The organism is Bacteroides sp. BFG-637, assembly GCF_024793605.1.
In the GTDB taxonomy this organism is placed as follows: domain Bacteria; phylum Bacteroidota; class Bacteroidia; order Bacteroidales; family Bacteroidaceae; genus Bacteroides; species Bacteroides vicugnae.
The window spans coordinates 2241726-2263128 of record NZ_JANUPD010000002.1 but is presented as its reverse complement, the minus strand read 5'-3'; the positions used below and the strand labels follow the sequence as shown (position 1 = coordinate 2263128).

Annotated in this window: 15 protein-coding genes and 3 pseudogenes; 3 read left to right on the top strand and 15 right to left on the bottom strand. The window is 41.1% G+C overall.

Annotated elements, in window-relative coordinates; translation table 11 throughout:
* Nucleotides 1-99: 99 nt before the first annotated feature.
* From NXX38_RS08880 to NXX38_RS08845, 8 genes and pseudogenes are all read right to left on the bottom strand, one after another.
* Nucleotides 100-1668, bottom strand: coding sequence for an O-antigen ligase family protein (locus NXX38_RS08880; RefSeq protein ID WP_217721788.1), 1569 nt, complete (start codon nucleotides 1666-1668; stop codon nucleotides 100-102).
* A 51-nt stretch (nucleotides 1669-1719) separates the two neighbouring features.
* Entirely contained in the window at nucleotides 1720-2304 is a 585-nt protein-coding gene (locus NXX38_RS08875) for a hypothetical protein (protein WP_258979266.1), read from the bottom strand.
* A complete protein-coding gene (locus NXX38_RS08870; protein ID WP_258979265.1) occupies nucleotides 2244-2582 on the bottom strand; it encodes a hypothetical protein in 339 nt (112 codons plus the stop codon). Before NXX38_RS08870 ends, NXX38_RS08875 begins: the two co-directional genes overlap by 61 nt.
* 318 nt (nucleotides 2583-2900) lie before the next feature.
* A complete protein-coding gene (locus NXX38_RS08865) occupies nucleotides 2901-3557 on the bottom strand; it encodes a hypothetical protein (RefSeq protein WP_254883791.1) in 657 nt (218 codons plus the stop codon).
* Between the two features lie 191 nt (nucleotides 3558-3748).
* Nucleotides 3749-4393 (bottom strand): hypothetical protein, encoded by a 645-nt coding sequence (locus NXX38_RS08860; RefSeq protein ID WP_217721787.1) that lies wholly within the window; start codon nucleotides 4391-4393, stop codon nucleotides 3749-3751.
* Between the two features lie 15 nt (nucleotides 4394-4408).
* On the bottom strand, nucleotides 4409-5398 hold the full coding sequence (locus NXX38_RS08855; RefSeq protein WP_217721786.1) for a hypothetical protein: 990 nt from the start codon (nucleotides 5396-5398) through the stop codon (nucleotides 4409-4411).
* A 349-nt stretch (nucleotides 5399-5747) separates the two neighbouring features.
* Complete coding sequence (locus tag NXX38_RS08850; protein ID WP_217723724.1) at nucleotides 5748-6146, bottom strand: hypothetical protein; 399 nt, start codon at nucleotides 6144-6146, stop codon at nucleotides 5748-5750.
* Nucleotides 6147-6195: 49 nt separating this feature from the next.
* Nucleotides 6196-8221 (bottom strand): annotated as a pseudogene (locus NXX38_RS08845) (discoidin domain-containing protein).
* A gap of 265 nt (nucleotides 8222-8486) precedes the next feature.
* Here NXX38_RS08845 and NXX38_RS08840 point away from each other — a divergent pair.
* Nucleotides 8487-8885 carry a hypothetical protein gene (locus NXX38_RS08840; protein WP_258979263.1) on the top strand — a complete coding sequence of 133 codons (399 nt, stop codon included), beginning with the start codon at nucleotides 8487-8489 and terminating at the stop codon, nucleotides 8883-8885.
* A complete protein-coding gene (locus NXX38_RS08835; protein ID WP_258979261.1) occupies nucleotides 8875-9207 on the top strand; it encodes a hypothetical protein in 333 nt (110 codons plus the stop codon). The genes NXX38_RS08840 and NXX38_RS08835 overlap by 11 nt, the downstream gene beginning before the upstream one ends.
* A gap of 489 nt (nucleotides 9208-9696) precedes the next feature.
* Here NXX38_RS08835 and NXX38_RS08830 read toward each other — a convergent pair whose 3' ends face one another.
* Both NXX38_RS08830 and NXX38_RS08825 read right to left on the bottom strand, forming a co-directional pair.
* Nucleotides 9697-10302, bottom strand: a complete 606-nt coding sequence (locus tag NXX38_RS08830) for a hypothetical protein (protein ID WP_258979259.1) — start codon at nucleotides 10300-10302, stop codon at nucleotides 9697-9699.
* 266 nt (nucleotides 10303-10568) lie between these two features.
* Nucleotides 10569-11204, bottom strand: coding sequence for an HU family DNA-binding protein (locus NXX38_RS08825; protein WP_258979257.1), 636 nt, complete (start codon nucleotides 11202-11204; stop codon nucleotides 10569-10571).
* A 333-nt stretch (nucleotides 11205-11537) separates the two neighbouring features.
* Between NXX38_RS08825 and NXX38_RS08820 the strand changes: the two genes are divergently transcribed.
* Complete coding sequence (locus NXX38_RS08820; RefSeq protein ID WP_217723716.1) at nucleotides 11538-12881, top strand: VapE domain-containing protein; 1344 nt, start codon at nucleotides 11538-11540, stop codon at nucleotides 12879-12881.
* Nucleotides 12882-13064: 183 nt separating this feature from the next.
* On the opposite strand, the pseudogene NXX38_RS08815 reads toward NXX38_RS08820, so the two are convergent.
* The 5 genes and pseudogenes from NXX38_RS08815 to NXX38_RS08795 all read right to left on the bottom strand — a co-directional run bounded on the left by NXX38_RS08815 (nucleotide 13065) and on the right by NXX38_RS08795 (nucleotide 21391).
* Nucleotides 13065-14151, bottom strand: a pseudogene (locus NXX38_RS08815) (acyltransferase).
* A 26-nt stretch (nucleotides 14152-14177) separates the two neighbouring features.
* Entirely contained in the window at nucleotides 14178-16232 is a 2055-nt protein-coding gene (locus tag NXX38_RS08810) for a glycoside hydrolase family 127 protein (protein WP_258979254.1), read from the bottom strand.
* Between the two features lie 141 nt (nucleotides 16233-16373).
* A complete protein-coding gene (locus NXX38_RS08805; RefSeq protein WP_008998073.1) occupies nucleotides 16374-17504 on the bottom strand; it encodes an aldose epimerase family protein in 1131 nt (376 codons plus the stop codon).
* A gap of 129 nt (nucleotides 17505-17633) precedes the next feature.
* Nucleotides 17634-18995, bottom strand: a pseudogene (locus tag NXX38_RS08800) (glycoside hydrolase family 125 protein); the annotation flags it as partial.
* A gap of 104 nt (nucleotides 18996-19099) precedes the next feature.
* Nucleotides 19100-21391: a GH92 family glycosyl hydrolase gene (locus NXX38_RS08795; protein ID WP_258979252.1), complete on the bottom strand. Its 2292-nt coding sequence runs from the start codon at nucleotides 21389-21391 to the stop codon at nucleotides 19100-19102.
* Nucleotides 21392-21403: the final 12 nt, after the last annotated feature.

The following is a 21403-nucleotide window of genomic DNA, read 5'->3' as shown; positions in this document are numbered from 1 at the left end:
CTATTTTAATTAAATCATAATGTTTCTCCAAAGGATTCCAAATATAAAGGTATACATTAAGGAAAAACATTATGAATGTCGCATAATTACATACTATATTCATAATATTAAAAGTTCACACTCCTTTTTGAGTTGATATTTTATCCGTTTGATTAACATTGAATTTACTTTTGCAGGCTTTTCCAGAAGTATCTTTGCCAATTCCGAAGCCTTCTCTGTATTACCTATGCATTTATACAGTTCATACAATTGATAAAGAGGCAAAAAACGACTAGGGCACATATACGAAGCACTCATATAGTATTCTTCAGCCTGTTTATAATCCTTTTTCTCTCTATAAATATCTCCTAATAATAATTCAAGATCATAATCTGCCCAATACTTGCGACACTCCAACGCTACCTTCAAAGCCTTCTCGTATTCTTTGGCTTCCGTGAAAACAGCAGCATAATTATACAGGAAATAAGGATTATCTTCGAATCGGTGTTTCAGACTCACATAGTACGGAAGCGCCTCATCATACGAATGACAAAGAGCTAACTCCGAAGCCTCCTGCCAACTGCGTTCCGACTGTGTACGTGCGCCCAGCCTAACCTGTCCCCAAAAGAAGCCCATCAACGCTGCGGAATATATTATATTCCTGCCCCATGTACCTATCTTTATCCGCTTCAAATAATCAGCAGTCAACATGAGAACGGCAAGAAATGTCACCATCCACGTAAAAGGATACGTAAACGGATAGGAAAAGAAAGAGAATATGCCTATTGATAGCAAAGCATAAAGAGTTATTTTCTTTTCCTGTGTAGGATTTTGCCTATAACAATACACAAGTGCCCCCACAATACCCAAAAGCAAAGCCAATCCGACAATACCGAAATTAATCAGAACTCCCAAATATTCATTAAAAGGCTGCTTTACATTATCCGCTAACATTGCATAGCGATTTTGCGAACCATATTCTTTGAAGTAATCCGCCTGATAGTCCATATATTTAGCCTCGAAACTTCCGACGCCATGCCCCGTCCAAGGAGCATCTTTCACCATTTCCAAGCCACACCGCCAAATCAACAACCGACCATCTGCCGAATCTTTTTTCAACCAATAGGAGCCGATTATTAACAATCCTATCATAGATACCGATAATAAATATCTCCACAATCTCCCATGAACGAATCTTCCACACAAATACATGACACATACCGCAATGACACTTACCATGCCGGATCGCGAATGAGATAAAAATACTGCCAATACCATCACTCCCCCTGCCAGCCATCCGGCATATCGAATATACTTATTTCTATGTATGATCAAAAAAACGACAAAAGGCAATCCGGCACAAAGACAAGCTGCAAATCCTGCCGGATTATCAAAACTACCGGTCACACGGAAGGTTGCATGAGAAGGAAACAAACCTACATATTGCAATATTCCATAAACAGCCTGCAACCAACAACTGGAAACAATGATACTCCCCCATATCGCCATATCCACCACTATGGATTTACGCTGCAATGCCAAAAATGCAGCACACACCAGCATCCATAACAGCACAAACAAAACGCAGCACCATTTAGGCACAATATATGCGTCTGTAAATTGGTGGGAATATACAAACATACTGCCTATACATGCTGCGGCAAACAAAAGATGAAAGAGTCTTATCATTTTTATCTTAGTATTAAATTAAGTTCTCATCCTCCAATACCTTTCAACATTCTATTCATTTTCCGTAGTTGATAATGAATGATTAGGAACAACCTCAATAAAACGAGGCCATTTAGCATCCAGACTGTCTTTCAAGGCCCTGGCCTTTGCCATATGTTCTTGCAACTCGGTTCTATACTCCCGCCAAGCTAAAAGAATATCGCGTTCTACCTCAGGCATTAAATCGACAACATGCAAGAATCGCGATAAAATAGCCTCATCTCCCGCAGTTTGATTAATAGGGTCTATATACATAGCCAACCAAGATCGGATAACATCGGGATATTGGGCATATTTTTCTCCAAAAAGCAAACAACCTTCTGTGGAACGTATATACGCATCTCGAAACAACGCATTTAAACGTGCATCACTTTTCATCGCTTCCTCTTCCTGCTTGGTTCTCATCAAATAGAGCATCTTGTCTACTTGCTTTTTACATTCGATAATGTACGCATTATAATCATTATTAATAGGAGCACCGGAAACATTCCCCTCACTTCCCCAATCAACAATGCGAAGTTGAATATCCCCCGGTTCTATAACGAAAGAGGTATTATAACGAAACTGTCTACCTTTACTGCAAGAGAGAGAAACCAAAAAGGTTTCCGCTTGAGCGTTCCTTCGTAATGGAATGTATTACCAACTACCAATATGGTATCTTTAAATGCTTGCTTCATACGTTCAGGTTCTTCAACAAGAGCTGAATGTTCATATAGAAACACATACTCACCATCCAAAGAACGATCTGGAAACTCACCGCTGATTGTGTATCTTTCTTGCCCGTAAAATAGCTGGGCAACAGAAGCAAATACAATAATTAATAATGTCCGTGTATATTTCATTTTCGCATATATTAAATTTATATCTTTTATCATCTTGTTTCTATCTACCTCAACATATTTGCAATGGACGTAACCAGCACCATCGAAATTATAATTATGCACCCAAAATCTTTCTTTTTATTTATAAGTACATCTACAATTTCCCACAATAAAAGAAAAAACCAGGTTGAAAGATAAACGATATGCAGTGTTATATCTCCTATTGGATATTTCCTGTTTATCATTGATAACAATATATATAAGTGTTATTCTTGGTCGACAGCATCTTTTTAATTGACGTCTTATCTTCCCAGATCATAAGATATATTGGTTTTTAGTTACTTACTCAAGATTTCATTGTTTCTCCATTCATCAAGGTACAGATTCTATATACAATTCCGTTTTATCCTTTCCTGTCATAAAATCAATATTCACGCAATAACATAAATAACGCCAAAAGAAGAAAGTGAAAAACATCTGAACATCCCTATCCGTTTCAAAAGCATCTAAACATTGATGTTTGTTGGATTGGATCTTTCCCCAAACGACAGTAAAAGGTAAACTGCCGGTTGCTTCATACGCATTGCATATTTCTTTAAATAAAGGAGATGTAGCCTGTGACAGTTCCTTCTGATAATAAGTTTCTCCATTCAGTTGTTTTTTGAATTCATAGCCACAAATAATATGATAAGGATCGTACCGTTTCCAATTCGTATGAAGTGAATCAATCGGATGCTCATTAGTCTCTACAAAATAGCTACCAAACATATCCGGATAAAGTTTGCCATTAATAACTTTCAAAGCCTCCTTGTCCACATCAATAATATAATGGAATTTATAATGCAGAAAAGCATCCATCATCAACTTTACTGCTTTTCCGTCAGAACTGCCGTAGTTACGTTGCAATGTAGAACGGAAAAAATTAATCATTTCTGTCTCTATAGCAGACACATCGTTTATTGTAGATGCTTTTGTCTGATAAACAAACAACATTATTCCCAGAAGGAATAAAAAAATACTTCTTTTCATATTCTCCTTATTCACATTTTATTGCTTCACTTGTTTTATTGACTCCTACATAAGGTATCCAATCCTCCTACATAAATACTATCACCGAAAAAGCAATTGCTATGCACCATGACGACTGCCACGTCAGGTGACGTGACAACCACAGGTGACTGATCATTAATAGCTATTTCATATCCTATCATATTTTTCCGTTATTGATGATGAAGAATCGGAACAACCTCAATATGCTTTTTGGCATCTCGTTTGTATTTCCTGTTTATGAAATCAATATGGCTTTGTGGTATATTGGCTCCAAAAATATTCCCCCACTTCACAATTGCTTGCGTTTTAGCATTCACAAACATATAATAATGGTAAGTCGTATCCCACAATTTAAACACAACCTCCCATACTTCATAGCCTATTTTAACCTCCCTCATCATCTTACTGACAATGTCTTCATCTATTGTTTGAAAAGGATCTTGTTCAATTGTAAAACGCCAAGTAGAGAATTCACCAATATCAGAATTTCCTCCTTGACTTCCAGCTACTCCCCAATTGGGAACATATGGCGGAAAATTTCTCTTCACATAGCTTTTTATTTGCTTCTTGTTTTTAATCGTTTCCACATAGTGATAATATAGCAGTTTTATTTCATTAGCATTATCTACATAAATGGGAAAATTCCGAAACAGATTTCTAAAATTCATCTCACTTGTTCCAATAGACGGACTTCCATAAGTAAACAAATCCATTTGCGCAGATGGAAGAGTATCACAACGGTTGAATACTTCGTTAGCAGTTGCTGTACCAACTATATTAAAAACGATACTAACTAGAAATAAAACGGTTCGCATAATATACATATTAAATTAGTCTAACGCATTTGCAGAAAAGCCCTCACCACCAACAGCACCAGAATCTTCTCCATACATAGTAAAACTTGAGCCATTCATTGAAATTGTAATTTCTTTTGTACCAACCCCAACTGCATAATTATAAGAGAATGTTCCATTTTTACCATATTCAACCTCCGCTTGTATTTGACCTACCGCATAAAATCCAGGTTTCGAATCATGAGGTGCCTCATATTGAGCATAATCTATTGATTTTGTTCCATCAGGATATCGAGTTCCCGAAACCTGAACATAGTAATATGCAATTGCTCCTACAGTATGATTGGATGCATAACAAACATAAGTAGAGGACATTTTATCATACGAGATTGGATATTTGTCATATCCTGGATCACCACCACGTGTTTTAACAATTTTTCTTGAGAAAGTTTTATTATTGGCCGGTACTTCTATTGTTATATACCGAATATTCGACAATATATCATCATAAACCATCTGTTCATCTGTCACCAAGCACTTAGTTTCAAAATATTCATTCTTATTATACCTCCATTTAATTTTTACTATCTTTAATTGCTCATTAAGATACTCTCTCAAAATATCCATCTTTTTCGTCATATACAAAGATTTTGCATTTACATTGAACATTGAATTAAGTTCCAAAAACGACCATAATTTAAACCTATTAACATTTATAGAATCTCCGTAAATCGGAATAAACATACTATCTGCAATTATTTCTTTGATAGCTTGATGCCCTAATATCGTACTATCTTTTAACAAAGAATACTCTATCATCTCCAAACTACTACATTGTAAAGAGTCCTTTCCTGCACCATTAAACGAATAATTTAAATCATCTTCCCAATTTGTTTGCTCTTTTCCACAACTTAACAGGGTATGCTGATTACCCAATTGCAAGCTTTTAAATTCAGGCTCTTTTTCATATTCCTGACTACATGAAACAAATAACAACAGTACAATTAAATTAAAAATAGCTCTCATTGTTCTCAACTTTTTAATTATTATATCAACAAAAAACATTTTTCAAAAATATATTTACAACATTATTTTTTACCTCAACATATTTGCAATGGACGTAACCAGCGCCATCAAAATTAGAACTATGCACCCAAAATCTTTCTTTTTATTTATAAGTACATCTACTACTTCCCACAATAAAAGGAAAGACCAGGTTGAAAGATAAACGACATTCAGTGTTATATCTCCTATTGGATATTTCCTGTTTATCATTGATAACAATATATATAAGATACACAGTCCTATATAAATGTTATTCTTGGTCAACAGCATCTTTTTAGTTGACGTTTTATCTCCCGGATCATATTCTTTATTAATTCAATTTATTATTAGCAACTTCACGCATCTTCTCAAACACAGCAATAGACGCATCTTTACTTAATTTCAACTTATCAATAATCCTGAATATTTTAGAACATGCTGCCACATATTCCGCAAACTCTTTCGTTTGTTCCACATCTTCGCCCTCACGCATAGCATTCTTCTTTGTCCGATACTTTTTGTATGAATCAAGAAATACAGCATATTCATCCAATGCTACAATAGAATCGACCAATGCACGCTCTCTCTCACTGACGTTAAGATAATCCCATATTCTTGAATCACTCTTCATTTCATCATAATTCTTTGCTAATTTAGCAGAAGAGCCACAACTTGACATAAATAATACACATGCCAATGCCACTCCTGTACAAATATTCTTTTTACTCATAATAAAATATTAAATTGTTAAATATATTACATCCAATCATAAAAACTCTTCATTTCCACACCTGCTTTCCACCCTCATACACAAAAATCCGTTCCTGATTCCCTCGTGTATGATTCTGCAACAACAGCAACGCCCCTTTAGGAACCCTCTTGTAAACCAGCGAATCCAACATCGCCGTTTGCTGTCCTAACGTCCTCCACCCTCTCTTTGTACAATAAGACAACTCATAGTCATCCAACGAACGAACATAATTATCCCGGTTGGCAGGCGTATAGATTATCTTATCTATCACCTTCGACGTGCCTAGGTCTAACCCTGTCCAGCCGCCATAGGGTTCCGTATAATCAAAAGACGTTTCAGTATTACCGTCGAACGCATTCGTATATTCGTGCGAGCCATCCTGTTGATAGCAACCGGGAGTACCAATAATTCTACCGCTTAATGGCAACAGTCCACCCGCTTCATAAAACTCTATTTCCGCCACATTACAGTGCCCCTTTTCCGGTCCTATATATCGGACATACCGACAAGGCGTCAAGGAACGGGAATACGCCATTGTCCGTAACCGTTCGGGTTGCTTTTCTATCAGGAAAAGCACCTCTTTCTGACGAAAATCCGGATCATTGCTTCCTTCAAAAACACCTCCTATCATACGTTTCTGATACTTCTCATCTTGCCACAAAGGATATTTAGCAAACAGCGTTACATCCTGAACACTATCTGACGGAGTAAAAACATGAAATTCACCGGAAACAGTCATTTCAAAAGGGTCAGTCCAAAAACGAAGTCTTCCTCGTTCGTAAGTTGCTATCCGCATGACGGGTTCTATCTGGACATCGCTGAAAGCAAGATGTTCACCATCAAATTCCGCCCATGCCACAGACTCCCAATCCATGCGGCTACTGCCACAAAGATAAGCGATACGCGAACGGGGCTTTCCCGAATAAAGCATAGATGCAGGAATCTCCAGTTTCTTTTTGTATGTCTTTGCATAATCGGCTGTCACATCAACGATATGCGGATCTCGGAAGAAAGGCACAACAGCCGTATCTAAACGTTGCATTTCTGCCTGCATAATACGATTAAGACTGAACGTATTCCGATAAACCTTTATTTTCGAAGCTCCACACATCTTATCCTTACGGACTTCTTTTATCTTATCCGGATACTCCTGAAAATAAAGCGTACCATATTTATCTGTGAACGACACCCACTGATGCCCATCATTTCCACCTCCATGAAGAGGCATAAAATCTATGGCACAAGGAATTCCCAACGCACGACAAACATAAACGACATAATCGGAAAGTTCACGACAACTGCCCGAAACGCTTTGGGCAATCTCCGGCCCTACATGAGGAAGTCCTTGCGGAACCGTAGTTGTAAAAAAGCGGCTACGTTTACGAAGAGAATCGCACAAACAGCGGGCGGCAACAAGCGGATCTTCTATATCAAGAACCGTGGAAGCACGCAATGAATCAAGCAAAGGATTATACTTTCGATAAATATCCTCACGCCAATAGCTTAATGTTTCATCACCAATACGATAAGGAAGAATATACTCGCAAAAATCAGCAAAAGATACATTCTTCCCCCAAGGCTGTTCCTGCCAAACTTTAAATGCCCAGTCGATGTTATTACATAAATAAGCAGAATCGACTGTCACAACGTCTTTGCAATATTGCAAAGAATCTAAAGAGAATGGTCCATACATCCTTCTGATAGAATCTATCATTGCTTGTGGATATACCTTTTTTACTTCGTGCTTCTTGCAAGAGAGTAAAAAAGGTGAGGTATTGTTCCAGCAGCTTACCTTTATAATAGGTATAAGATGGCATATTCTCTATCAGGAAACGAGCTGCCTTATATTTCAAGCTATCCGATGGATTGGATTGATAACGATGTAATACTTTCTCAAGTTCAACACGATTTTCTCCAGCCTGTGACAAAGCTGCCTCCAACGGAAGTACAATAGCAGTCTCCTTTTTCTTCTCTTGTGAACAAGAATATAAAAGAGAACCGCCTATAATAACAAAAAGGCAAATAATAGGAATCAGCTTTGTCATTGCTTTCATAATATTATTTTTACACAAAGATACGAGCATAACAAATGCCATTCAAGAGAGCGTTACACTCCTATCCCTGTCATATAGGCATTTATCGGGCATATAGAGCCCTAAAAAAGTCATTTTATATCTAAATTGTAACATTAATATATGAGTTATTATAGTCATCAAACAACTATTTGAGCAAATTATTTCATTTTTTGAACAAAACATTCCATCTAATTGCTGTAAAATCCCTTTCTTTGTTTTTCCTAATTTAAATTATAAACAAGACATGAAAAGCAAGAACAAAAAACAGAGTAGTATATACATAATTACACTGTTTGGAATATTATTGACCACATTCCTTATTTATAGTTGTAGCACCGATGAATACAACTATACAAATGAGACAGCAACAGAAGTAAACTCAATTGCCAAAACACGCAGCTTGGTCTCTCAAACTTGGAATACAGGAAATGTATTGATAGATTCCGTTGCCAATTCAGACGAGTTTTATGAATTTGAAAGATGTAGTGAACAATTAGCGGACAAGTTTAGTGCTTATACATCCAAACTAAATAATGAAGAATATGACAAACTCATGGAAAGTCTGAATGATGATGAGTATATGGAAGATTTCATCAAAAAAGCGAATCTGGAAGAAGAACTCCGACAAATGGATGGAAGCTAAAAAAGGCTTGCTTGAACGTACGGTATTCTTAAGATTGAGTGAAGAGGAACGGTTGTTATTATTCAGGCAATATGCCAAAAGTCGTGAGTTAGCGAAAAGAAAGATATTAAAAACACGCAAAGAAGGAAATGGTAACAGTAAATGTGAAGAATTGAGACAAGCAGCATACGAACAAGCAAAAACAGAGTATGATAATGCCATAGCTACAAACTGTAAAGGTATGGGACCTCTCTCACCATGTTACTTGAAAGAAACAACAGTATATAAAGCAAATATAAGAATAGCAAATAAAGATTATGAGAATTGTATAAACAATCAATAACAATGATTCGCTATATTATACTTTATTGCAGTACATGCGCTGTCTGCATTATCATGTGTTATCTAGATCTTTTTATAGATAACATCGATTCTATTCTTCAGCTGTTTCTCATTCATTTCTTCGATTTTCTTTCATGGATCATACTAACAATAGGCGCAATCAAATGTATGCCAGAAAAAGCATATTCTAATAAACGAGTATGGTTTTATTGTGCAGCGATGTCAGGAATGCTTGCAGCAATTAAGTCTTTCGTCAAACTAATAGAAATATTAGACACATAAAGATAAGAGAAGAGTTAATTAATCTCCAGTAAAAAAGCCTCCAATTCTTTATCTACAATCCCTAAACGTTTCCGGGCACGTGATCGCATAGTACGATAAGATCCGTCGCTTACACATAGAACTGACAAAATTTCTTCTTTTGTTTTATACATTCGGATCAATACGCATAACACAATATCTCGTGGAGGAAGCTGAAAGTTTTGCGACTTCAACCAACAAAAAAGTCAGGATCTATCGTTCTACACCCTTCTACCAATGATAGATAGTCTTGGGCAGACAATTGAGCAATAGATTTATTCTCTATCAATTTACGAACTAAAGAAATACCTCTTTGGGTAGATAAAGGAGAAGCTAGCAATTGCTGTAACTTTTGAGATTGAATAATAGATTGTTGCCGTTCATTCTGCAATTTTTGATATAACGAAATCGAATACTTAATTATACCGGCTATCAATATGCCAACAACCACTAAAGTAGGAATTGTATAGGTAGACAATGCCGGTGCCACCTCCTGATGTATTTCTTTTGGCATAACGACATATATCTGATCTGCTGTAATTAAAAGAAAAGCAGCGATACACTGCCAGTCCGTTATTTCGGAAGGTATACCATGTGCCTCCCTCTCACGGAATGTCCACAATAATGCTCCCACAAAGAGTGTCAGCCACATTGAAAGATGTATGGAAGATGAGAACGCATCAACATACATTTCAGGGAAAAATGCCTGAAATATATAAGCAGCCAACAGAATCGCGCAACAAAGCAAGCCTCCTGACAGTAATTGTTTAAAAGAATAAATAGACTGTTTCATCATTCTCTTTATCTTGTGCTCTTGAATCACAAATATAAGAAAAAAGTATCTTTACATCATTAATCGACCTATATATTTTTACCGAAAAACAAAAAAGCCCTATATTATCATACGAAATGATTACAGCCTTCACCGCTTCCACCTTCTTCCCGAAACCTCTGTCCAGAGCAGGAAAGCGGGTGAAAGCGACCATGCAAAAGCCCTTCTATCACGCTTTCGCCACTTTCACCGACACACTTCAAATCGACGCTTACTCAAATCGTTTCCATTTACCGCCGGAGCACATCACGAGATACCCCGTAATAACCCGCTGCAGCCACATAAATCGGCTGCATACGTTTGCCGATATTTTTCAATTTGCCTTCTTCCAGCAATCGCCGGAGATGACGATTCGCCGTAGTCCGTGTCATGCAGCATACTTCCTGAAAATCGTAGCGAAGCATTACGTCATGATCGGCGAAATATTCCTTCAGCCGCATATCTATCTCCACTGCCGACAAGGATTCCGAATGGCGTGCATACTTGCTTCGGCTACCCTTAACACCTACCAGTTCCCCCCGCAAACGAGCATCGGGACGAAAACCAATTGTTTTCAACTCCATTTTCGTCCATTTGTTCTTAGTGCTGCGAGTCACTTTTTGTGTACTCCGCAAGATTGGAGCAAAATAGCCAAGTCCCTCAATATGCACCTCACGTCCCTCGCGCAGTTCTTCACCACAAATTTGGGCAAGCATCTCGAACGCATTTTTCACATCACCTACGGAAAGCGAACTGCGCCCGTGAATCATCCGGCACAGTTTATCCGTTCCCACCTTACCATTCAAAAAAATGCGGGGATGCAAACCTTTCTCTTCCGAATCGTCGGACTCACCGGGATTCTCATACCAATCGTAAAGTATAGCCATTAGTCGTTAACGTTTTGATAGTGAATATATTTCATGTAAAAACTTTAAGTTTATCATCAAACCACTACCGTGGTTCATTTAAATCACAGTTGTTATCCAATTAGATCACTTTTGTCATTTGATTGAACCACGAAAGTGAATCATCAATAACTCTTCGTCAAAGATACGATAAAAAATAGAGAAAAGGACGATAAGAAGCCGACTTCTTCAGGTATGTAGAAATTAATATTTTTTCCGGAGAAATACTTGCAAACCGGTATCATCCTATAGTACATTCGCAGTATCAGCGCTGAACAACAAACCGATTTTAATCACTTAAAAATAGAAAAAATAATGAATACAATAACATTGATATGGAAACAGGTATTGAAGGAACTAAAATTGTTTCAAATGAAGGAAAACAAAGAAGATGCAGTTGAGAAAACAGACAAAGAGCTACAGAAAACGCTAAAATGTCATGAAGATAAATATACCGTTCCCCTGCCGGACACTGCACTGCCTACTGGAAGAGAGAAGGAGACAGAACGAAAACAACCGGTCCGATTAACCCAAGAGGTACGTACATTCCTGCAAAAACAGTATGATTTTCGTTACAACCTATTGACGGAAGAAACAGAATATCGTCCTGCCAACAAGCGTGCCGTTCCTTTCGAACCTGTAGGTAAGCGGGAACTGAACACTTTCTGCATGGAAGCACACGACCAAGGTATATCCTGCTGGGATAAAGACTTGAGCCGTTACATTTATTCCACTTGTATTCCTGAATACCATCCTTTCCGGCTTTACATGGAAGAACTGCCCGGCTGGGATGGGACAGACAGACTGGAGGCTTTGGCGCAGCGTGTCTCTGACAATCAGCTCTGGATAAAAAGCTTCCATACCTGGATGCTGGGACTCACCGCTCAATGGTTAGGCATGACGGGAATACATGCCAACAGTGTAGCCCCCATACTTGTCAGCAGCGAACAGGGGCGACAAAAATCCACATTTTGCAAGGCACTAATGCCGCCAGCATTGTCACGTTATTACATGGACAACCTGAAACTGTCTGCACAAGGAAAACCGGAAAGGTTACTTGCCGAAATGGGACTTCTGAACATGGATGAATTTGACAAGTACGGAACGCAGCAAATGCCATTATTGAAGAATCTGATGCAAATGGCAAACCTGAATATCTGCAAAGCATATCAAAAGAATTTCCGCAACCTACCGCGCATTGCTTCTTTCATCGGTACAAGCAACCGCTTTGACTTACTCACCGATCCCACCGGTAGCCGGCGATTCATCTGCATTGAAGCAGAACATCTGATTGATTGCGCAGACATAAAGCACGATCAAATCTATGCCCAATTGAAAGCTGAACTGCTCTCCGGCATCCGCTATTGGTTCACAAAAGAAGAGGAACGGGAGCTGCAACGCCACAACGCTGCTTTTTATCATCCGTGTCCGGCAGAAGAAGTCTTTCATGCCTGCTTCCGGATAGCTAAAGACGATGAAGAGGGAAGCGAACGTCTCTCGGCTTCGGACATATTTAGAAGACTGAAAAAGTATAACCCCGCCGCCATGCGAGGAAGTAATCCGGCTACGTTCGCGCAAGTTTTGCTTGCGGCAGGTGTCACCCGCAAACATACCAAATATGGAAATGTGTATTTGGTGAAACCGCTGAAAGCGGCATAAAGCTCCAAACAGAGAGAGGGTTCACCCGTAAGAAGTTGGATAGTAATGGTTTATAATAGAAGTGAAAGAGATGAAAAGAGAAAGAGGGCATTAAGAGAGAAATAAGCTGTAAATAGTAAGAATCTGAATAGAAAATCAGGAAAGACATGATTATCTATTCAGATTCTTACTATTTCCGGATATTTATCCTACTATCCATTTACTGCCTGGTATAAACGAAATAATCTTTGTCGTTACAAAGCAACAGATAAATGTAACCACTGCAATGCATGGGATAGCGGAAACGGTGGGTAATCCCAATGTGTCCTTGAATACAGATACCCACAGTCCGAGCCAGAATATGTGCATAAGATACATACCATAGCTAAGTTTCGAAGTTTCTGTCACCAACTTGGGAGCTTGCGGACGTTTGATACATGTAAACATGAGGAATGTGCCCGTTGTGAGAAGCACACAGTTAATAGTACAGAAAGCCCATCCTATTTCTATTACAGGGGTGGAATGGAGTTCGCCGGGTATAGCCTGAACATAGAATGAATAAATAGTCCATACAGCACCGATCACCATTAAAATAGTTCCTATAATAAAACGTTTGGAACGGTTCCATGTAAGGTGTACACGAATGTAGTGTGCCAGAACGAGATAGCCCAGATAACCGGAGAAGTACCACAACATATGGTATTCATTCCAGAAACATTGTCCCCACACTTCACCGCACCAACGATTGAGATACGGCATACACGTTGACAATACGAATAGCCCAATGAAGAAACGTTCTTCTTTTGCCGTGGCTTTACGCAGCCATGGAGATATAATAGGGATAAACAGGTAAAGACTTATCAGGGGGGTACATGAACCACAAGTGTCCGGCCAGTGTCGGAAAGTTCAGCAATATTCGCGACAAGTCTTTCACGGATGTTTCTCCGTCTATCTGTCCCCACAACATTGGCAGGGTGCTGTATAATATCATGAATATGAAAAACGGTGGCAGGATGCGAAGACAGCGCTGGCGATAGAATTGCCACATCGTCTGTTCCTCTTTCATCGGTGCAAGCAGGAAGGCAGAGACTATCATGAACAGGGGTACCGCCATACGTGAAAAACCGTCGTATACTGATACCCATAGCCGGTCTGCTTCATTCGCTAGAAAAGACTGCGGTCCTGCCATATCGGTGGATCCGGGAGCACCGTAGAAATTTTCACTAGCATGAACTAGGATGACGAGAAAACATGCAAACACACGGATGTAATCTAAAAAAATACGTTTCATTTATTCTAAGTTTTCTAGTTATTAATTTATTCTCTTGTATTCGGGAACGCAGATATTCTCAACCGTGCCGCACCCATGGGGATCAATGTTATTTCTTCTTTATCACCTTTCACTGCATCTTCTTCCGGCAATACGCCACACAATCCGGTTTCGTCTATCTTCCATTCAGTAACCAGGCGGCCGGTAGCTTTTACCTCTAAAGGTACACTGGCTACTGTGAAAGGATAATTATCGGCAGGCCAAGATTTACGGATTACCTTAAAGTTTTTCAAAGGCTCTGTCTTGTCCAGTACCAATGAATAGTTCCAGGGACTATCCGGATAGATTTCAGTAGTAGGCCATTTCTGGGGATCAGCGCCTTTCTGCCATTTAGAATCACCGATAGCAGTCTCGCGGCTGTCTTTCTCTACATATTTCTCTGCAATCTTGAGAGACAAAGTGAGGGGACCATAATCTACGCTTACGCTATTTTTATTAACCTGCCAGGTACGCATAGACAAAGACATCGGTAACATCAGTTCCACGCGATCTCCATTCGACCATTCCCGATGGATGCAAAGGTATTTTCCCGCTACGGGAGCTACATTTACCTTCTTACCATTCACGCGCACTTCTGCTCCTTTTGTCCATGAAGGAATGCGGAGATAGAACGGAAAAGTGACCTTTTCACCGGTAGAAACAGAGAAGGCAATGCTTTCCTCAAAAGGATAATTCGTCTCTTCGTGAAGAGTGATTTCCTTTCCGTCGCCCACCTTTACAGTAGCTTTGCAAGCTGCATAAATAGCAGTTGCCACTCCGTTGTCGGGAGTTGCCAATACCAGATGTTCGGTAAAGTAAGGCCAGCCCTGTGCATGATTGTGTTGGCAACAACGGCTGCTGAAAGGATTCATCGAAAGGAATGGGCCACGATTGTCAATGCCCGGATGATGATTCTTGGAATCACTGATGGCATGGTTCGGACAGGTGATATAGCGCAATGCTTTAAAGTCCGGCATCACGGCAGCAGGATAAGAGTTGAATGCTACTTCTTCACAGTGTTCAGCCCACATAGGGTCTCCCGTCATGCAAAGCATGATTTCATCGGAGGCCATCTGTTCAACCAGTCCGCAGGTTTCCACTCCCTGACGGGGATCGATGTATCCCAAACGGGCATTCTCATCCGCACCGAACATACCACCGGGCACTTGTCCGAAAGTACGGCGAATCAGATGATGAACATTATAAGAGGCTTTCAGCATCGCTGAATCTCCGGTCTGCATATAATAAGTGGCAGGTTCACGGAAACATTGGGCGATATTGACATTGTGCCAGTTGGGTAAAGAGGTAGATTTAGTCCAGTCGGCAGTGTTGCGATGAATCTTTTCAGCCAATTCTAACAAGAAAGCATCTCCGGTATGGTTGTAAAGCCAATAGATGCTGATGATATTATCACCACCGCGGCTTTTCTCCCAGTAATCTTCCAGAAGCTGGTCATCGGGAACAGTCATCTGCCATTTAAAGTAGTTCGTCATCAGGTCAATGACACGCTGATCTTGAGAATACTCGTAATAGGATTGCAGACACCAGAGCATAATCATTTGTGCCCAAAGTTCACGTTTTCCGTTACGTTCGTTGACAGGACCGAAGTAACCATCCGGCTGGCGACTGGCAAATACGCCTTCAATCCAGTACTTGGTTTCCTCAATCATCTTCGGGTCGTTCAGGATATATGCCAGATTGCCGTAGCCTTTGAGCCAATAGGGAACTTCTTCCCAACCATGGTCACCACCGGTTGTCAACCAAGCATTATTATCTTTCTCCAGCCAGGCACTGATCTCTCCCAAGTGTCCGGTCAGACCGTCACGCTGCAATTCGAGATACTTCTTCACCCAACCTTCAGGCTGAATACTGCCTACCGGCAACTTGATAAAATTCAATGGACGAAGCGGAGCGCGATACCCTGTGTAATTGGTATTGACAGACTGCATATCCGGCCGATCCACTACGGTCACTGTGCCACTGGTGGGAGCAGGTGCGCAAGCTGTAACCGCTATCCCAAACACTATCGATGCAAAAAAAACTTTAGTCTTGATTATCTTCATATCGTCTATTCTACTGATTCCAGAAACTCCTCATCATCCAACGAACCTTAATGGGATGCCAGTACATGACATTCGAAACACAGAACGGATAATCCCTAATCAGACAATCCGTTCTTCAAAAGCAGGAGCCTGTTTTATTGCCTACTTATCTACAGAGAATTTAAAAATACATTGACTTGTATATTTCTCACCCGGACGAAGTACAGCCGACGGCCATTCGGGTTTGTTCGGTGTATCCGGATATTTCTGTGTTTCAAGACATACGGAAGCACGTTGGTTGTAAGTGATACCTTTCTTTCCTGTCAGTGAGCCATCGAGGAAGTTTCCGGCATATACCTGAATACCCGGTTCGTTGGTATAAACATCGAGTACGATACCTGTCTTCGGTGATTTCAGAGAAGCGCATTTACGAGTTACGTCACCTTTTGTATTCAATACCCAGTTGTGGTCGTAGCCGTTGCCGTTTTTCAGTTGTACGAAATCATAGTCATTGATACGCTCGCCTACCGGAGTCGGAGTACGGAAGTCCATTGGAGTACCTTCTACTGTAACAATTTCACCCGTAGTCATAAAGGTGCTGTCCACCGGAGTGTAATAATCCGCATCAACTGTCAACAGATGACCGGCGTTATTGCCTGCGTCTCCCTCCAGGTTGAAATAAGAGTGATTGGTCATATTCACAATAGTCGGCTTGTCTGTTTCTGCCTCGTATTGAATGTCGATAGCGTTATCATCTGTGAGTTTCATTACCACTTTACAAGTGATATTTCCAGGAAAACCTTCTTCACCGTCTTCTGCCAAATAGGTCAGTTGCAGTTCCTGCGGATTGGGTTGAACAGCATCAAACACACGATACTGGAATCCTTGCGGACCACCGTGCAGGCAATGGCCATAATTGTTACGAGGAAGCTGATATTCCACACCATCCAATGTAAATTTACCCTGATTGATACGGTTGGCATAACGTCCGATAGTTGCGCCGAAATCCGACGGTTTACTGATATAATCCTGAATAGAATCGAAACCGAGCACGACATCGCGCATCTGTCCGTCTTTATCGGGGACCATCACTGAAACAATACGTCCACCAAAGTTCGTGATACAAACTTCCATGTTGTTCTTGTTGCGCAAAGTAAACAAATCAGTTTTCTTTCCATCCACTTCCGTCTGGAAATTACTCTGCAATAAACCGGAATCCGTAGTCTTTTCGGCTTTCGGCGTACAAGATGCCATTAAAAGGGCGGCAACTGCCCATACACATAAATTTTTCATGATACAACTTGTTTTTAGATATTCATTTTCAGATGCAGACGACGCGGATAACGCGTTTTTTCTCATTTTACATCAGAGAAAGAGCCGCATCATCCGCGTTATCCACGTCTAATTTAGTATGTCAGCATATTATTGTATACTATTCAATAAATCTACCTTTCCTTCATTAACCAACTTCAAAATCAGTTCACCAAAAAGAGTATTCTGCCAAGCGAACCATGCACGGGTAAATTTCTTCGGATTATCCTTATGGAAAGATTCGTGCATAAAGCCCGTGTCGGCATCCGTATCCATCAGCATCTTGATGCAGGTCTTGATTTCGGCATCATTCTGACTGGTAAAGGCTTTCATCATAATACTCATCGGCCATACCATATCATAACCGATGTGCGGTCCGCCGATTCCTTCACCTGCCTTGCCTTTAAAGAAGTAAGGATTGTCTTCGCTCCATACAAAGCGACGGGTGTTCTGATAAATCGGATCGTTCACATTCACATCGCCCAGATAAGGCATCGCAAGCAGGCTCGGCACGTTGGCATCGTCCATCAGATGATGATTTCCAAAACCATCCACCTCAAAGGCATAGATTTTACCATATTTAGGATGATTATATACCGCGTATTTCTTCAAAGCTGTTTCTACTTCCTGCGCCAGGTCTTTACATTCTTTAGACAAGGCTGTTTTCTTATTTACTTTCTCCAGAATCTCGGCAGCCTTACGCAAAGAAGACACTGCAAAGAAATTGGAAGGAACCAGGAATTGAAGAGTGGTGGCATCGTCCGAAGGACGGAAGCTGGAAACAATCAAACCGACAGGTTTCACCGGTGCTCCAAGGCCGTCATTGCTCACAGTATCCAGTGCACGTTCTGTTTTACGCTGGAATTTATAAGGGCCTACTCCTTCTTTGCGTTGCTGTTCCTTGAAGGTTTTCAGTACGTTAGTAATTGCCTGAATCCATTCTTCGGTGAATATGCTTGCATCTCCGGTAGTCTTCCAGTAGTGGTAAGCCAGACGCAACGGATAGCACAGGGAGTCGATTTCCCATTTACGTTCGTGCAATTCCGGTTTCATATCCGTAAGGTCGCTCATCCAATGACCGTTAGGAATGGCACCGTCATTAAACGCATTTGCATACGGGTCGATATTGATACATTTGAACTGGCGGAGGATCACTCCTGCCAGCATTTCTTTCAGTTCGGGGTCCGAATTAGCCAGTTGCACATAAGGCCATACCTGCGCACCGGAGTCGCGCAGCCACATGGCATGAATATCTCCCGTGTATACGAATGTATCCGGTTTGCCATCGCTTCCCTTACGGAAATGTACGGTAGTGTCCAGGGTATTCGGGAAACAGTTGGTAAACATCCATGCCAGCTTCGCATTCTTCAGAAGCTTCTGTACACGGAGAATCTCCTTTTCCACTGCATTCGAACGGAACAGGCGGTTGGATATTTCCGGGCGGTTATCTTTCTGAATGGCATCTGCCAGACATACATGCATTTCCGTCATACGGTTGGAAGCTTGCAGCTGGCCACCGCAGAGAAGCATACCCGCCAGCATACCTGCACTGATATATTTGATTTGTTTTTTCATGATTACTTCTTCTTTTTGAATTCATTAGAGAAAGAGTAAGGGAAATCGCTTTCTTTCGTACCACGTTGCTGATTGGGTTTGGCATCCATCTTGAAAGAAATGGTGGCGCCATTCATCAGATCCTGATGGGTCAGGTAGTTTTTGGTATGTTCCTTGCCGTTCAGTGTCATTGATGAAATGTAACGCTTGTCGTCTCCGTTATTCGGGGCGGAGATGGTTACTGTCTTTCCGTTTTCCAGATGCAGTTTCATCTCTTTGAAGTAAGGAGTACCCAGGACATACTCATCCGTACCGGGGCATACCGGATAGAAGCCCATTGCCGAGAATACATACCAGGCAGAAGTCTGGCCGTTGTCCTCATCACCGCAATAACCGTCGGGAGCAGGAGTATAGAGTTTATCCATTACTTCACGAATCCAGTGCTGCGCTTTCCAGGGTTGACCGGAATAGTTGTACATATAAAGCATGTGCTGGATCGGCTGGTTGCCATGTGCATAGTTGCCCATGTTCATGATCTGCATTTCACGGATTTCATGGATAACGGCTCTGTAATAGCTCTCATCGAATATCGGAGGCAGAATAAATACGGAATCCATCATCTGGTTGAAGCCGTCTTTACCACCCATCAGGTCGATCAGACCTTGAGGATCGTGGAATACCGACCAGGTGTAATGCCAGCTGTTACCTTCTGTGAAAGCATCTCCCCATTTCAACGGGTTGAACGGAGACTGGAAGGTGCCGTCTTCATTCTTGCCACGCATCAGTTTGTGTTCGGGGTCATACAGGTTCTTATAATTCATTGCACGCTTGGCAAAGATTTCAATCTCTTTTTTCGGTTTCTTCAAGGCTTTGCCGAGTTGGTAGATACACCAGTCATCATAAGCATACTCCAGTGTGCGGGCTGCATTTTCATTAATACCTACATTATAAGGAACGTATCCCAACTTGTTATAATACTCATGTCCTAATCGTCCGGTAGAACCCACTTTCGGATGCACAGCATTCGCTCCGTGTTTCACGGCTTCCCACAACGTCTCAATATCGTATCCTTTCAATCCTTTCAGGTAAGCGTCGGCAACTATGGAAGCAGAGTTGTTTCCAACCATACAACCTCTATGACCGGGGCTCGCCCATTCCGGCAGGAATCCGCTTTCCTTGTAGGTGTTCACCAATCCTTCCTGCATCTTCGTATTCATAGATGGATACATCAGGTTGAGGAATGGGAAAAGACAACGGAATGTATCCCAGAAACCGGTGTCGGTAAACATATAGCCCGGAAGTACTTCACCGTTATAAGGGCTGTAGTGCATAACGTCTCCTTTGACATCTATCTCATAGAAGCTTCTGGGGAACAATACCGAACGATACAAGCAGGAGTAGAATGTACGCAAATGGTCGATATCATCGTCTTTCACTTCGATACGTCCCAGAACGTCGTTCCATACCTTGCGGCCTTTCGCTGCAATCTGTTCAATGTTGTCCGTACCCAGCTCTTTCAGGTTCAGTTCAGCCTGTTCGGGGCTGATGAAAGAAGAAGCTACACGCACATTTACCTGTTCGCCCTTGCGGGTTTTGAAACCGATCAGTGCACCGGCATGATTGTCTGTCGCTTCCAGTTTGTTGGTGTCAATCACACCACTGGCTACGGCAGCCGTATAAGTAAACGGTTTGTCGAATACCAATACAAAGTAGTTTTTAAAGTTGGCAGGAACACCACCGCTGTTTTTAGTAGTATAGCCGATAATCTTGTTCTCCGAAGGGATCACTTTCACAAACGAGCCTTTATCGAAGGCGTCTACCACTACATAAGAGTGGTCGTTTTCGGGGAAAGTGAAACGGAAAGCAGCGGCTCTCTCTGTCGGAGCAATCTCCGTCACTACATCATGGTCGGCAAGATATACCTTATAGTAATAAGGGGTAGCCGTTTCAGCTTTGTGAGAGAACCAACTGGCACGCTGGTCCTGATTGAATACTGCTTCACCGGTGACCGGCATGATAGCAAATTGACCGTAATCATTGATCCAGGGACTTGGCTGATGGGTTTGTTTGAATCCCCTGATCTTGTCAGCGTCATACGTATAGGCCCATCCATCGCCCATTTTACCAGTCTGCGGAACCCAAAAGTTCATTCCCCAGGGTAACGCAATGGCGGGGTAAGTATTTCCGGTAGATAGTGCGTGCTTCGACTGCGTACCAACCAGCGGACTAACATAGTCCACTGGGCCGGTAATTGTTTTTGCAGTCATACTCCATGCACTAAGTAACGTAAAAGCGAATAGAGCTAGTTTCTTCATGGTATTCTTGTT

Coding starts and splice junctions, on each gene's coding strand:
- NXX38_RS08810 (WP_258979254.1), bottom strand. CDS start 16,232: ATGAAGATAATCAAGACTAAAGTTTTTTTTGCATCGATAGTGTTTGGG.
- NXX38_RS08865 (WP_254883791.1), bottom strand. CDS start 3,557: ATGAAAAGAAGTATTTTTTTATTCCTTCTGGGAATAATGTTGTTTGTT.
- NXX38_RS08830 (WP_258979259.1), bottom strand. CDS start 10,302: ATGATGAAACAGTCTATTTATTCTTTTAAACAATTACTGTCAGGAGGC.
- NXX38_RS08870 (WP_258979265.1), bottom strand. CDS start 2,582: ATGATAAAAGATATAAATTTAATATATGCGAAAATGAAATATACACGG.
- NXX38_RS08805 (WP_008998073.1), bottom strand. CDS start 17,504: ATGAAAAATTTATGTGTATGGGCAGTTGCCGCCCTTTTAATGGCATCT.
- NXX38_RS08860 (WP_217721787.1), bottom strand. CDS start 4,393: ATGCGAACCGTTTTATTTCTAGTTAGTATCGTTTTTAATATAGTTGGT.
- NXX38_RS08850 (WP_217723724.1), bottom strand. CDS start 6,146: ATGAGTAAAAAGAATATTTGTACAGGAGTGGCATTGGCATGTGTATTA.
- NXX38_RS08880 (WP_217721788.1), bottom strand. CDS start 1,668: ATGATAAGACTCTTTCATCTTTTGTTTGCCGCAGCATGTATAGGCAGT.
- NXX38_RS08835 (WP_258979261.1), top strand. CDS start 8,875: ATGGAAGCTAAAAAAGGCTTGCTTGAACGTACGGTATTCTTAAGATTG.
- NXX38_RS08795 (WP_258979252.1), bottom strand. CDS start 21,391: ATGAAGAAACTAGCTCTATTCGCTTTTACGTTACTTAGTGCATGGAGT.
- NXX38_RS08855 (WP_217721786.1), bottom strand. CDS start 5,398: ATGAGAGCTATTTTTAATTTAATTGTACTGTTGTTATTTGTTTCATGT.
- NXX38_RS08840 (WP_258979263.1), top strand. CDS start 8,487: ATGAAAAGCAAGAACAAAAAACAGAGTAGTATATACATAATTACACTG.
- NXX38_RS08825 (WP_258979257.1), bottom strand. CDS start 11,204: ATGGCTATACTTTACGATTGGTATGAGAATCCCGGTGAGTCCGACGAT.
- NXX38_RS08820 (WP_217723716.1), top strand. CDS start 11,538: ATGAATACAATAACATTGATATGGAAACAGGTATTGAAGGAACTAAAA.